The 13,111-nt window shown below is 66.8% G+C and carries 11 protein-coding genes; all 11 read right to left on the reverse strand.

Going from position 1 to position 13,111, the window contains the following annotated elements; all coding sequences use genetic code 11:
• Position 1: 1 nt before the first annotated feature.
• Positions 2 to 2,347 carry an eCIS core domain-containing protein gene (locus AB4Z51_RS20295; RefSeq protein ID WP_441497828.1) on the reverse strand — a complete coding sequence of 782 codons (2,346 nt, stop codon included), beginning with the start codon at positions 2,345 to 2,347 and terminating at the stop codon, positions 2 to 4.
• Positions 2,344 to 2,577: a hypothetical protein gene (locus tag AB4Z51_RS20300; protein ID WP_063981957.1), complete on the reverse strand. Its 234-nt coding sequence runs from the start codon at positions 2,575 to 2,577 to the stop codon at positions 2,344 to 2,346. Before AB4Z51_RS20300 ends, AB4Z51_RS20295 begins: the two co-directional genes overlap by 4 nt.
• A complete protein-coding gene (locus AB4Z51_RS20305; RefSeq protein WP_441497829.1) occupies positions 2,574 to 4,547 on the reverse strand; it encodes an ATP-binding protein in 1,974 nt (657 codons plus the stop codon). Before AB4Z51_RS20305 ends, AB4Z51_RS20300 begins: the two co-directional genes overlap by 4 nt.
• Complete coding sequence (locus tag AB4Z51_RS20310; protein ID WP_441497830.1) at positions 4,544 to 5,893, reverse strand: DUF4255 domain-containing protein; 1,350 nt, start codon at positions 5,891 to 5,893, stop codon at positions 4,544 to 4,546. The genes AB4Z51_RS20305 and AB4Z51_RS20310 overlap by 4 nt, the downstream gene beginning before the upstream one ends.
• Positions 5,890 to 6,420, reverse strand: a complete 531-nt coding sequence (locus AB4Z51_RS20315) for a hypothetical protein (RefSeq protein ID WP_135216064.1) — start codon at positions 6,418 to 6,420, stop codon at positions 5,890 to 5,892. The genes AB4Z51_RS20310 and AB4Z51_RS20315 overlap by 4 nt, the downstream gene beginning before the upstream one ends.
• A 113-nt stretch (positions 6,421 to 6,533) precedes the next feature.
• On the reverse strand, positions 6,534 to 7,238 hold the full coding sequence (locus AB4Z51_RS20320; protein WP_205124615.1) for a hypothetical protein: 705 nt from the start codon (positions 7,236 to 7,238) through the stop codon (positions 6,534 to 6,536).
• 8 nt (positions 7,239 to 7,246) lie between these two features.
• Positions 7,247 to 7,771 carry a phage tail protein gene (locus tag AB4Z51_RS20325; protein ID WP_135216063.1) on the reverse strand — a complete coding sequence of 175 codons (525 nt, stop codon included), beginning with the start codon at positions 7,769 to 7,771 and terminating at the stop codon, positions 7,247 to 7,249.
• Between the two features lie 24 nt (positions 7,772 to 7,795).
• Complete coding sequence (locus AB4Z51_RS20330) at positions 7,796 to 9,316, reverse strand: phage tail sheath family protein (protein WP_441497831.1); 1,521 nt, start codon at positions 9,314 to 9,316, stop codon at positions 7,796 to 7,798.
• A 36-nt stretch (positions 9,317 to 9,352) separates the two neighbouring features.
• On the reverse strand, positions 9,353 to 9,721 hold the full coding sequence (locus tag AB4Z51_RS20335) for a hypothetical protein (RefSeq protein ID WP_085405637.1): 369 nt from the start codon (positions 9,719 to 9,721) through the stop codon (positions 9,353 to 9,355).
• A gap of 234 nt (positions 9,722 to 9,955) precedes the next feature.
• Entirely contained in the window at positions 9,956 to 10,735 is a 780-nt protein-coding gene (locus AB4Z51_RS20340; RefSeq protein ID WP_441497832.1) for a LuxR C-terminal-related transcriptional regulator, read from the reverse strand.
• Positions 10,736 to 10,983: 248 nt separating this feature from the next.
• A complete protein-coding gene (locus tag AB4Z51_RS20345) occupies positions 10,984 to 12,993 on the reverse strand; it encodes a putative bifunctional diguanylate cyclase/phosphodiesterase (protein WP_441497833.1) in 2,010 nt (669 codons plus the stop codon).
• Positions 12,994 to 13,111: the final 118 nt, after the last annotated feature.

Consider the following 13,111-nt stretch of genomic DNA (forward strand, 5'->3'; position numbering starts at 1 on the left):
CTCAGCCTCCGATCTTCTTGACGTCGCCCTGGAAATAGGCGGCGTAGAGGTTGCGGATGCCGACGACGTTGACGAGCTTCACCGCCTCCGCATACGAGGAATAGCGTCGGCGTGATGCCGGCTGCACGGTGATCGGTTTGAGCTTTGCATATGCGGGGCCCTCAACCGCCTCGCGCAGCTTGGGATCGTTGACCCGCGGTGCGACATTCTCCCAGGCGATCTCGTCGAAGAGCGAATCGACGCCTTCGATCAGCGTATTGTTTTCGTTGGAGCCGTCGCCGAAAGTATTGGCGAAATTGTCGTATTCCGTGGTCCGCAGCGTGTGGATATATTYGTGGATCAGCGTCTGGAACATGTCCCACAGGAAATCGCGATCTTTGTCCGAGTCGGCCTTCTTGAAGATCTGGATGTTGATGTCGCCGAGATTGGCGGAGGCATCCCAGCCGCGGTCGATTTCGTTCAGCTTGTCGACCTGCGCGGCCGTGCTGGTGAAGTCGTCGGCGATCTGGTCGAGGATGATCGCCTCGTCGCCCACGGGATTGTTGCTGGCATCGAAATGCGGCGAGGCATTGAGCTTGCGATTGATGGCGCGCACGCGGTCGTTGGCCTGAAAGAAATACCGCATCAGCGCCTTCGCCTTGTCGCGCTTCTCGGTGCTGTCCATGCCCGCGAGCTCGGCCTCGGTCTCGGCGAACAGGTCGTGGATGTTGCCGCGCGCGCCGAGCGTATCGGCTTTCAGCTCGGGATGCTTCGACCGGTCGTAGTACTCGCCGAACACCTTGTCGGTTTCGTCCTTGCTGGCCTTGCCGATCCGCTCGAACTCCGCAAGCTGGTGCACCTTGTTCGGATCGCCGTGCTCCGCGGTCCCCTTGTCCTTGACCATTTCATCCCAGTAGTCCTGGATCATGCCGGGCATCAGCAGGCGCAAGGCGTCGTCGTACTTCTTCTTGCCCGCCGGGGAGTTGTCGAATGGCAGCGGGCTGCTGGGGTCGGGCCTCAGCGCCACCGCGATGTCTGCCTTCTTCGCGGCATCGGGTTCGACCGTCGTCGACAGATCGCCGGCGCTGGTGATCAGCGTGACGTCGCGGAACACGCCCTGAAGCATGACGTCGTATTTGTCGAGGATCCTTTCCGTCGCGTCAGCCTGCTGTTTGAGCGTTGCTTTCTTCGCCGGATCGCTTTCGTCCTCGGCCTGGTCGCTGAGGAGGTCGAACCGGCGGGCGATGTCGGCGCGCTCGCGGCCGAGTTCCTCCGTGGCCTTCGCCCGCTCGGCCGGCGCGAGCGCGAACACCTCCGCGGCGATGGTGGCGACCTCGTCGTGGCCCGCTGCCGTCGCAATCCGGATCTTGATGGCCATGGCATCGTAGGCGAAGGTCGGCGCGCCCTTGCCCGGTTCGCCCAGCGGCTCGACGTCGCCCTTGGCGAGCGCGTCGCGTCCGCCGCGAAAGCGGGTTGCGAAGAAGCGCTTCAACCTCTTGTACTCGGCGCCGTCGATGTCGGATTCGAGCTCGGTGACGCTGAGTTTGCCTGAACCGAACATGATCCTCAGTGCGGCGATATCGCTCAGCTCGAGCAGGTCGAGGATCGCGTTCTCGTCGTCATCAAGTGTGGGGCCGTCCTGCATCTCCAGGATCAACAGCGCCTTTTGGGCTGGATCGAGCTTGAACTCGGCCTGGCCGGCTTTCCACCGACGGACGATCGCACGCGCCTTGTTGTCGCTGTCGAAGCTGCCTTCGATCGCCGCGGACTTGGTGATCTTTTCGAGATAGGCGAGCAGCTCCTTGTCGCCGAAATTGCCCTCGGCGCCGAAGAACACGGCGATCGATTCGTACCAGGCGAGCCGCTGCACCGCCGCTGGCGGCACGGTCGCGCCGCGCTGCTGCACGACATGGGCGAGCTCGTGCGCCAGAATGTGCCGGCCACGTGGGCTTTGCGGATTGTATGCGCCGTCGCCGAACACGATGTGGGCGCCCGCGGTGTAGGCGGTTGCGCGGATCGCACGGGCCGAGGCTGCGGCCTGCGCGTCGGTGTGGATCCGCACATGGCTGAAGTCGGACCGGAATTGGCGTTCCATCGTCTCGCGTGTCGGAGCGCCGAGTGGCGAGCCTGCCGATCCGACCACCGCGGATACCGCGCCCGGCGCGGCCTGTCCCGTCGTGCCAGCAGAGCGTGGAAGCGGCGACAGCACCGGGGCCGGGCCAGCCGGCTGCGATGGCCGCAGGGCGTTCTCGGCCGCGTGCTCGGCTTCGCTCTCGAAGCGGTCGCGGGCCGGACGAAGCTCGAGCGAAGGCGCATGGGCCGGCGAGGATTGCTTCGGCACTGCCTTTGGTGCGGCATGCACGGTCATAGCTTGCCTCGCGGAGCGCCGGCGCCGGATGTCGTGGTCAATCGTGCCGCGATCCGATCGGCGACGGCGCGCGGCGCCTCGGCATGGACGGCGCTCGCCTCGTTGGCGGACCCCGTGAGCCGCTGTTGCAAGGCCTGTCCGATTGCGTCGGCAAGTCCCGCAGCTTCGGAGTGTCGCGACGCATCGACGACGAGACGTCCAATCCGGATATCGATAGCGGCGTGTTTCATGGCCCGACTCCCGGCCAAGGCCGCTCGAGCTTGGAGAACTCGGCACGCACCGCGGCATTGATCGCGTCCTGCTCGATCCGTCCGCCGCCGGCGGCGGCCAGGAAGGCGGCGTTAAGCGCGATGGCGCGGATGTTGCCGCCGGTCAGTTGCAGTCTGGCGAGGCCTGCGAAATCCACCTTGCCGAGCGGTGCATCGGAGGGGAACTGCATGCGCCACAATGTTTCGCGCGCGGCAGCGTCAGGGTAGGGGAACTGGACCACGTAGCGGATGCGGCGCAGGAAGGCGCGGTCGAGCGCGCTCTTCATGTTGGTGGTGAGGATCACGAGCCCGCGATAGGTCTCGATCCGCTGCAAGAGGTAGGCGATCTCGATATTAGCGAAGCGGTCATGGCTGTCGCGCACCTCGCTGCGCTTGCCGAACAGCGCATCGGCCTCGTCGAACAGCAGGATGGCGCCGCTGGTCTCCGCGGCCTCGAACAGCCGGCTCAGATTCTTCTCGGTCTCGCCGATATATTTGCTGACCACGCTGGCAAGATCGATGCGGTAGAGATCAAGTGCGGCCGCGCTCGCGATCGCTTCGGCCGCGTAGGTCTTGCCGGTGCCGGATTCGCCGACGAACAGCGCGGCGGTTCCGAGCCCGCGGCCGTTATGCGCGGCAAAGCCCCAGTCGCCATGGACGCGCGGCCGGTGCTGCAATTCATTCGCGATGGCGCGGAGCTGCGCGGTTACCACCGGGGGCGCGACCAGGTCGTCGAAGCCAACGCGGCTGTCGATCCGCTGCGCCAGCGTGTCAAGCCCGCCGCGCACCGCGGCGCGGCAGAGCCGCCATACCGCCGGCCCGAGCAGAGCGGGATCGGCCTGGGTCTCGGCGAGGGCTTCGGTGACCACGAGGCGCAGGTCGGCGGCGGGGACGTCGAACTGCCGCAGCGCCGGGCGCAGCGCGGCTGCGAGCGCGGCGGCCTGCTCGCGCGTAAGCCCGCGCAAGGCTGCGACCTGCCGCGCGGCGGCCGGGGCATCGGCGACCTGGAGCCGCAGCATGCGGCGCTGCCGCAGTCGCGACAAGCGGGCCGGCTCCGGCGCGTTGAGCACGATCGCGGGTCCCATCAGATGGGCGAGCAGCGTCATCGCATGCGCCTCGGCATCCGCCGCCTCGATCGGGCGGTCGAGCTCGAGCGCGATGATGGCATCCGAGAGCGCGGCCTCGCGGTCGAGCAGACGGGCGATCTCGGCGAGCTCGCGCGGATCGTGCGGCAGGTCGCGGGCGTGCAACCACAGGCCGTTCGCACCGAGGCAGGCGAGCGCGGCGCGCGCGAGGTCGCGCTGCGGCTCGATCTCGCCGCGAGCGTGACCCAGGGTGGCCAGGGCGGCCGCGCCCGTGCCGAGCGCGTGCGCGATCGTGTTCGCCTGTGGTGTATCGGGCTCGATGGATCCGACCGGCTCGCAGCGAACGAGCCCGATCAGGCGGGCATCCATCGCGGGGACGCCGGTCAGGTAGTGCAGCACGCGCTCGTCGATCTGGATCGGGCGGCGCGGCGGCGCCTCGCGGCCCTCGCATGCGATCAGGCGCCAGCGCCGCAACGGCCGGAGCGGCGAGAGCGCATCCCAATGTGGTTCGCTCAGCATCTGCATGGCGAAATTGAACGTCGGCTGCGTGCTCGCGATGGCTTCGGGCGCTTGCGCTATCGCCACGCCGACGAGGCGACGCAGCGCACTGTCGAGCTCGACGCCGGCCGCGAGCAGCACGACGTCGCGCTCGAACGCCGACAGGCCGAACAGCTTGGTCAGCGCCTCGAGCGCGGGCTCGAAATCATCGGCGCATTCCGGCGGAGGCGGCTCGGCGTTGGCCGATGTATCGCGCAACTGCCGTGCGAGTCGCCCGCGCAGCGCAGCGAACTGCGCCGCCAGCCAATGCTGGTTGCGGCTGGCCCAATCGAGCACGGGCTGCGCTTGCGGTCTGTCGTGCATGTTCATGGCGGCACGCTCAGGGTTTGCGAGGCATCGAAAGCGGGCGCATCGCCGCTGAGATCGAGCAGGAGGCTGTCGACGCCGTCGATGCGCAACCGCGCCGGATAGGCCCCGGCGGGAAGCGTCGCGGGGAAGTCGAACACCAGCGGATCGGTGGCCGCGCTGCGCGGTTTGGCGGTGGCTTCCGCCGTGCCGAGGACGAGGCTCGCGCGCTGCCGCGGCTGCACCTGCGGCCGCGAGAATAGGGTGGCCGTGACGCGCAGCGGCGCAGTCTTGCGCAGCACGGTCGCTGCGGGCAGCGAAAGTCCGGCATCGGCTGCAATGACCAGTGCTGGGGCGATGACCAGGGCCACCGCGTTGGTCTCGCGCTCATTGGCTTCGCCGGCCGGCAGCAGGCGCAGCGTGAGGCTCCATTGCCCCGGCGCGAGCGCTGCCTGCGCGGCAGCATCGTTCGGCAGCGTCACGGTGAGCTCGGTGCCGTCGTCGTTGGGTGCGCCCGGCACCAGTTCAAAAGGCGCCGGAAATAGCGGGTGCGCCAGCCGCACATGAAAATTGCTGCCGCTGAGGCGAATGCCGGAGAGCACCACGGGCTCGCCAAGCCGTGCGCCGGCCTGCTTGTTCTGCGGCGTCGCCGCAAACAGCGTCGGCAGCGGAGGCAACGTGTCGGGATTGACGACGACGCCGCGGTCGCGCTTGGTCGCGGGATCGATGATCCCGCGCGACAGCACCGGCAGCGGCGAGACTGCGGGCTTCGTGGCTTCGATCAGCACCACCGACACCACATAGGCGGCCGTCGGCCGGTAATGCGACTGGATGGCCGCCCATAGTCGTGACATCTCCTCCGGCCCCATCACAGCCGGCGTGATCTTGATCAACTCGGCCTGATCGGCAAGGTCGGCGGCAGCGAGCGCCTGGAACGCTGGCGGCAGCATCRCGACGTCGAGCGGATTGGGATTGAGCGCGCGCTGCACCGCGGCGCGATCGAGCACCGGGCGCTCGTGCAACAGATGCATCCCATAGCCGAGCAGGATTTCGGCCTGGCAGTCGACCCGCGCGTAGGCCGTCAGCAGATAGTGCAGGTCGAGTGCGAGCGGTGCGTTGGTCAGTCGCTCGCCGCTGGTCGAGGACCGCGACGGCAGGGAGCGGTTGCGCCAGCCCGGGTTCGGCGTCACCTGATGCAGGAACAGATTGAGCCGCGGCTGCTCTTCAGGGCTGGCGAGGTCGATCGTGTCGGGCGCAACCGCACTGACATTGACGGTGCCGCCGACCGCGGGCCCGGCCTCGATCAACCCGTTGTCGAGCAGGTTGCGCAGCACTGCGCTGACCGCGCCGATCGCGAGCGGCGAACTCATGCGCGGCCTCCGGGTCCAGGGCGGCGCAGATAGTCGGATAGCGACACCGACGGCTTTGATGCGGGCTTAACGGCGCGTGCCGTGCGTGGGGGCTCCGGCGAGCGGATGTCGATGCGGTCGATCGTCACCTTGATCACCGGCGGTGTCTCGCGCCGGCGCTGCGCCTGGCCGGCGAGCACGGTCTGGCCGAGCGGAAGCGCCGGCGGTGTTGCAGCTTCGTTTCGGGGGCGGGGCGTGTCGCGCAAGACCGTGTCACGCGGCTGTGTGCCGCGCGGCGGATCGCGCGGGTCGGCAGGCAGAGGGTCATCGACAGGCGATCTCGACGGCGCGTCGGTCGATTGAAGCGGCGGCGCGGCAGCTGCGACCTTGGCCTCGAGACGCAACGGTGCGCCTTCGTTGTCCGGCTCCATTTGTCTGCGCTGCGGCGCCTGCACGCCAGTGGCAGGATCGTCTGCGCCGGTGATGTTCGGCAATGCCGCCGGCGAGGATGCCGGTGTCTGTCTTTCATCCAGTCTTGTCTCGTGCATCGGAGCATCGTCATTCCGGGGCGGGGCGGCAAAACGCGGCGGCAGGGCAACGCGTGCTGCGCCGGGAATCGGTTCGCCGCGGCCGATGCGTGCAAGATTTTGCAGGAGGCCCGTCATGACGCGCCCGCAAGTTGCAGGTAGGCGGCGCGGCGGGTGTGCGGCAATGCCAGCACCTCGGCTTCGCTCCAGCCATATTCGCGCGCGAGGGCGTCGACTTCGAGCAGGCTACGCTCGGCCGCGGCCTGCACCTCGGTCCAGAGCGCCGGCGCGATGTCGATCACGGCCTGCCAGGCGTGGCCGCAATCGGGGCAGTCGAGCGCGAAACTGAGCACCGCTCCGGGATCGCAACGTTCGAGCTCGGCCTCGATCCTGTGCAGGATGTCCGGCGCAGCCGGGGGCGCCTCACCGAGGCAGCGCGCGAGCAACAGTTTTGTTGCGGCACCGGAATCGCAGGTCGCGGCGAGGCTTGCAAGATCTGAAAGCATCGGCAGCCGCAGGGCCAGCTCGCTGCCTCCGTTCGTGATGCGCGGCGGCACGGCGTCAGCCGGTGGTGCAAGTCCGTCCGCGAGCACTGCACTGTCCGCCGTGAACTCGCAGTCGGTGTGACAAATGGGGCAGGCGGCGCGCAGCCGCCACGGCGCGCCGAACAATCGCGTGCGCAAGGCCAGCAGCGCGACATTGCCTGTGCCGATCGAGTCCGTCGGCGCTGCGCCCGCCGCCGCGAACAGGGCATCATCGCGCTGGCGCTGCGCGCGGCCGGCGGCCCGGTCCCACAGCGCCAGGATGTCCTGCTCGCGTTGTGCGGTGGCGGAGAGCATGGGCGGCCTCAGGCCGGATCGGTGAAAGTGGGCTCGGACGGCTCGGCGACCGCCTGATCGCGCTCCCATCCCTCGTTCTCCAGCTTGATGTGCTGGATCGCCACCGCATTGGCGTTGGCGTCGAGATCGGGCAACGACTGGTATTCGGAGACCCAGCAGCGGTATAGCTTGTAGGCCAGCGCGAGCTGCCCGGCCTCGTTGTAGACCTCGAGGATGATGTCCTTGCGGAAATCCTTCAGCGAAACCTCGGCGCCAAGTCCTGCACCGAAATGCCAGACCTTGTTGGCCCATTTCTCGAACTCGGTGTCGTGGGTGACGCCGCGATCGAGCGTGATCGCCTCGAACTTGCTGCGTCCGGGCGACTTGCGTCCCGTCGAGGGATCGCCGCCTTCGCGGTGCTCGACCACCTCGGTGGTGCGTTTCAGCGCCGACACCTTGCTGATGCCGGCGACGTAGCGACCGTCCCATTTCACGCGGAACTTGAAGTTCTTGTAGGGATCGAAGCGCTGCGGATTGACCGAGAACTGTGCCATTTGCTTGCCTCAGGTGTCTTTGCCTCAGGTTGGGATGTCGCCGGCGATCTGCTGGATCTTGATGACGACGAACTCGGCGGGCTTCAGCGGCGCGAAGCCGACGATGATGTTGACGATGCCGAGATTGATGTCGGCCTGCGTCGTGCTCTCGCGGTCGCATTTGACGAAATAGGCCTCGCGCGGCGAGCGGCCCTGGAACGCGCCCTGCCGGAACAGGCCCTGCAAGAAGGCGCCGATGTTGAGCCTGATCTGTGCCCAGAGCGGCTCGTCATTGGGCTCGAACACCACCCATTGCGTGCCGCGGTAGAGGCTCTCCTCCAGAAACAGTGCCATGCGCCGTACCGGAACGTATTTCCATTCCGAGCCGCGGTCGTTCTGGCCGTGCAGCGTGCGCGCGCCCCAGACCACGTTGCCGTAGACCGGCAGCGTGCGCAGGCAGTTGACGCCGATCGGATTGAGCTGGCCGTTCTCGGCGTCGCTCAAGCTCAACGCGAAGCCGACGCCGCCGTTGACGCTGGCATCGGTGCCGGCCGGCGCCTTCCAGACCCCGCGCGTGGCGTCGGTCCGGGCGTAGACGCCGGCGACGAAGCCGCAAGGTGGAAAGTCGCGCACGACGCCGGATTGCAGCGGATCGGCCTGCATCACCCACGGGTAGTACAGCGCGGAGAAATTGCCGTCCGAGCCGGTCAGGCCGGCCTCGCCGTTGGCGCCGCTCATGTTGGCGACGGTCTCGTTCTGGAGGCTGTCGATGATCAGGAACGCACGGCGGACGTGGCAGCGTTGCTGTAGCTTGGCGAGTGCGCCCTGGGTTGTTGAATTGACGTTGGTGAGGCCGGGCACGCAGACCAGGTTGAAGATGTCGATACGATCGACGATCCCGCCGGTCGCGAACAGCGGATCGATCGCGCTCACGAACGGACCGTCATTAGCGGAGAGGACCGTGCCATCGGCGCCGCCCGTAAATGGTTTCGTGGCCGGGGTCGGCACCGTCGTTGACGCCGTGGTCAGCTTGTCCATGAAGGCGGAGCGGCCGTTGACGACGCTCGGCGCGTAGCGCGGATCCGCCTTGTTCATCGACAGGTCCTGGAACGTCTCCACGATGTCAGTCCTCGGCGACGGGCCGATGACGTCGAGCCGGAAGCGGGTGCTGTCGTCCGCACGCAGCGTCAGCCGGACGCTGTAGGAGTTGGCCCACAGGCCCGGAGAACTCGCCTCGATACCGAGATCGTTGATCGCGCAGGTCGCGGTCTTCGCGTCGTTGGCGGGCGTTCCCGAATTGAACAGCGCGATCCGCACGACGTAGGCGTCGCTGCCGCCGTTGTCGAAGAATTGGCGCACGGCGTAGCCGAGATTGGCGCGGCGGTCGAGCCCGCCATAGGCGCGCTCATAGTCGGCAAAGCTCGAGATGCGCGCGGCACGGTCAACGGGGCCGCGCGGCGCCCAGCCGATGAACAGCGCGATCGACGTCGCCACGCCCGAGATCGAGCGCACCCCGCTGGAGATTTCCTCGATATAGACGCCGGGTTGCAGAAGGGCTGAGGGCATGTCGGCTCCTGTGATTTGGCGGTCCGTCTTCCTTGGTCAGACCGCGGCGATGGTCTTGCCTGGCCGGCGGGCGCGCCGCTGGCGCGGCCGGCGCCTCGGGCCGGGCGGATCCCGAATGGCTTCCGACAGGGATTGCGTCGTGATCTCGGTGATGGCCGTGCGGTGCGGCCGCAGCTCGTAGAGCGCGCCGCTTTCGCCGCTTGCGACGATGGTGACGACCTTCATCCGCGGCCGGCTGTGCAGAAGGCTCGCGAGGCTGTCGCGCTCGTCCGGCGCCTTCTGTGCCACCACGAGGACGTCGGCCCGGGTGCGGCGTGCCTCCGTTGCCAGATTGGCGTCGTCACTCGTCCCGACTACGGACAACGCCGGATCTTTCGCGACGACATGCTCGAGAAGATCGGTCATCAGTCTCGGAAATCCCGCAATGAGGATGCGTCTCTGTCGCAATGGCCACCTTTGCGGTGAGCCTTGCACAAGGCGCGACGGCGCGATTGAACCAAAGGGTCTAGCGAGGATGGAGTTGATGGTCCGGACCATGCCCGCGGCGTCGAGACCGCGATGACGCAAACGGGCGCGCAATTCACCGCGACATGGCGGCTTCGCGCGCGATGCCGGCCCGGAGGATCTAGGCCGAAAGGTCTAGCGGGTCTGGATCCGCGACGATGCAGACGCGGCCGCGCCATTCGCGTGCAGATGCTTGCTGATCTCGCCGCGCCGACGAATCTGCAATTTGCTGAGCACGTTGTGCATGTGGTTCTTCACGGTCGAATTGCGGATCCGCAAGGCTCGTGCGATCTCTTTGTTCGACAGCCCTTCGCCGACGAAGCGAATGATCTCGTGCTCGCGTGGTGTCAGCGTGTCGACGCCGGCGGCCGGCGCTCGCGTGACGGTCCGCGCAGAGAGCAGCGCGAGGCGGCCGAACAGGGCGGCGGCGACCTTGGGCGAGCACACGAGCTCGTCGCGCATCGCGTTATGGACGGCGGCGACGACGTCGCTGATCGAACCTTCGCGCAGCACGAAGCCGGACACGCCGGCCTCTGCGCAGGCCAGGATGTCCTGCTCGGCTTCGGCGACCGCGATGGCGACGACCTTCAACGCCGGCGCCAGCGCGCGGCAGACCGCCGATTGCTGCAAGCCCTGCGGCGTCGCTATGTCGACCAGCAGCACCTGTGCGCCGCTGTCGACGACTTGCTCAGGCGGGGTCGCAAGATCGCCGTGTCCGGCGATGCGTAAGCATTCCTGCCGGGCCAGGCAGGAACTGAGGCCTTCGCAGAGCAGGCGCACATCGCTGAGGATGAAGAGGCTGATGGGTATGAGGCCGCCGTCCGGCTCGGCGGGCGGCGGTGATGCATGCGAAGCGGTGAGGTGGGAATGCGGCGGGACGTGGCGCCCTGCCGAAAATGACGCATTGGACGACATGCCTGCCTCCCGATTGCCAACTCACAACCGTGTTTGCCGCCGCGCCCAGTTGAAGGCCACCAAGATCAAAAAGTTGTATCTTTAATACATTTCCCCTTGAAATTGAGTATCGCGCGTTTTGACGTCGCTGACAAGCACCGACACGGCATCCCGACATGTCGGGGGCGTTTCGACGCATGTGATGCGGACGATTGACAGGCAGCAATTTAATCTATCAGCGCTGCGCGTGCGGATTGAGATCTGGCCTCTCAGGCCACGACCTTGGCGCCGGCGTCGCCGAGACGCTGGTGTTCCTTTGCGAGATGATCGCCAATCGCATCGCCCGACATCGGCTTTGCGAAGTAGTAGCCCTGGATGAAGTCGCATCCCAGGCGGCGCAGGCTGTCGAGCTGGGCGCGCGTTTCGACGCCCTCGGCGACGCAGGCGATCTCCATGTCGTCGCACAGGCCGGCGAGAGACTTGATGATCTTGTGACTCACCGGATTTTCGTTGATGTCGGCGACGAAGCTGCGGTCGATCTTGATCTTGTCGAGCGGCAGCCGATGCACGTGGCTCAGCGAGGAATAGCCGGTGCCGAAATCGTCCAGTGAAATGCCGCAGCCCATGGCCTTCAGCGTCGCGATCGACTGCTGCGCGCGCACGAAGTCGAAGGTGACGGCGGTCTCGGTGATCTCGAAGTCGATCCGGTGCGGCGGCAACCCGCTCTTCTCGATGATCGAGATCAGCGGCAAAATGCCCTCGGCTGCGCAGACATCGTGGGCGGAGAGGTTGAACGACAGGCGGATGTGGTCGGGCCAGGCCCTTGCCGTCGCGAGCGCGCGGACCAGCAGCGCCTGCGTCAGCGGCCGGATCAAGCCGATGCGCTCTGCGGCCGGAATGAAGTCGGCCGGCGAGACCAGGCCGAGGCGGGAGCTGTGCCAGCGCGCCAGGACTTCGAAGCCGGCGGTGTGCTCGCTCATGGCGTCCACGATCGGCTGGAACACCAGGTCCATCTCGGTGCTGAAATCGGCGGTGCGGAGCAAGTTCTCGATGACGCCGCGGCTGCGGATCTCGGCCTCGAGCTCGCTCGAGAAGATCACGGTGCGGCCGCGCAGATGGCGCTTGGCGTGATAGAGCGAGTAGTCGGCGCATTCATAGAGCGCTTCGGCGCAGGTCGCCGAGCTTGGGAACAGCGCGAAGCCGATCGAGCAGGACAGCCCGGTATGGGCGGTGTCGAGCTGGTAGGGCAACTTGACCTGTTCGCCGATGCGCTGGCCGAGCCGCATCAAATCGTCATCTTCGGGATCGCCGCACACCACGAGGCCGAACTCGTCGCCGCCGAGCCGGGCAAATTCCACCCGCTGCGGGCCGAAGCCCTCGCAAACTTCGCGGATGCGGCGCCCGGCTTCGATCAGGACGCGATCGCCGACCGAGTGGCCGTAATTGTCGTTGATCGGCTTGAAGCCGTCGAGGTCGATGATCCCCACCGCGACGCGAACGCGCCTGCGCTCGGCGTCGCTGAAGGCGCTCGACAGCTCGGCGAAGAAGCGGCGGCGGTTCGGCAGCTCGGTGAGGGAATCGAGGTTGGCGAGGCGGAAGTTCTCGTCCGATAGCGCTTGCGTCGCCGCCTGCTGCGCCAGCAGCGATTTGCGGCTGGAGACGAGATCGGCGAAGTCGCGATAGTAGATGAACAGCACCGTCACCATCGCGCCCGACACAAGCAGGTTGTTGACCGCGATCGCCTTCAGCGTCGGTTCGCCGGTGGCCCAGAAGAACAGCACATAGGGAACGTCGACGACGAGCGTCACGATCAACGCCGCGGAACGCAGATGCATCAGCGAAAAGATGCAGCCGATCACGGTCACCGCCATGTAGAAGGCGACCTGGCTCTTGGCGAAGGCGTCGCCGTAAGGGTACAGCGCAAAGGACCATGCGGTGAAGCCAGCGCCGATCGGCAATGTCATCCAGTTTGTGGCGCGCAGATTGCGCAGGATGTCGGCATCGCTGCGCACGAGATGCCGCTGGCGCAGCCACCAGAAGGTACGCAGCGCCGCGAGCACGGTGAGCACGCGCGGCACGATCATCGTCAGCCAGTCCGGCGCCACGTTGACATAGGTATAGGCAACCGCGATCGTGTTGCTCATCAGGATGAAATAGAGCAGCGGGATCTGCTTGGAGAAGGCGTCGAACTGCGCGCGCGTCAGGTCCGGGTTGTCGGCCGGCACGCGAAACAGCCGCATCGCGGCGGCGAGCTGAGACTTCAAATTGACGAAAGGCATTGCAATACGCGCCCCGGATCCCTTCAAAACGGCGGCGATCTTGCACGACGGGGGTAGAGGCCGCGTTAGGTGCGGCTGTACGAAAAGCCAGCGCAGGTTGCGCGCGGCCGCGGGATTT

The organism is Bradyrhizobium sp. 2TAF36 (genome assembly GCF_052114925.1).
GTDB lineage: Bacteria > Pseudomonadota > Alphaproteobacteria > Rhizobiales > Xanthobacteraceae > Bradyrhizobium > Bradyrhizobium barranii.

What these genes read in the sequence shown, in the direction of transcription:
- AB4Z51_RS20315 (WP_135216064.1), bottom strand. Translation starts at nt 6,420, where the DNA reads ATGCACGAGACAAGACTGGATGAAAGACAGACACCGGCATCCTCGCCG.
- AB4Z51_RS20330 (WP_441497831.1), bottom strand. Translation starts at nt 9,316, where the DNA reads ATGCCCTCAGCCCTTCTGCAACCCGGCGTCTATATCGAGGAAATCTCC.
- AB4Z51_RS20335 (WP_085405637.1), bottom strand. Translation starts at nt 9,721, where the DNA reads ATGACCGATCTTCTCGAGCATGTCGTCGCGAAAGATCCGGCGTTGTCC.
- AB4Z51_RS20340 (WP_441497832.1), bottom strand. Translation starts at nt 10,735, where the DNA reads ATGTCGTCCAATGCGTCATTTTCGGCAGGGCGCCACGTCCCGCCGCAT.
- AB4Z51_RS20305 (WP_441497829.1), bottom strand. Translation starts at nt 4,547, where the DNA reads ATGAACATGCACGACAGACCGCAAGCGCAGCCCGTGCTCGATTGGGCC.
- AB4Z51_RS20345 (WP_441497833.1), bottom strand. Translation starts at nt 12,993, where the DNA reads ATGCCTTTCGTCAATTTGAAGTCTCAGCTCGCCGCCGCGATGCGGCTG.
- AB4Z51_RS20325 (WP_135216063.1), bottom strand. Translation starts at nt 7,771, where the DNA reads ATGGCACAGTTCTCGGTCAATCCGCAGCGCTTCGATCCCTACAAGAAC.
- AB4Z51_RS20300 (WP_063981957.1), bottom strand. Translation starts at nt 2,577, where the DNA reads ATGAAACACGCCGCTATCGATATCCGGATTGGACGTCTCGTCGTCGAT.
- AB4Z51_RS20320 (WP_205124615.1), bottom strand. Translation starts at nt 7,238, where the DNA reads ATGCTCTCCGCCACCGCACAACGCGAGCAGGACATCCTGGCGCTGTGG.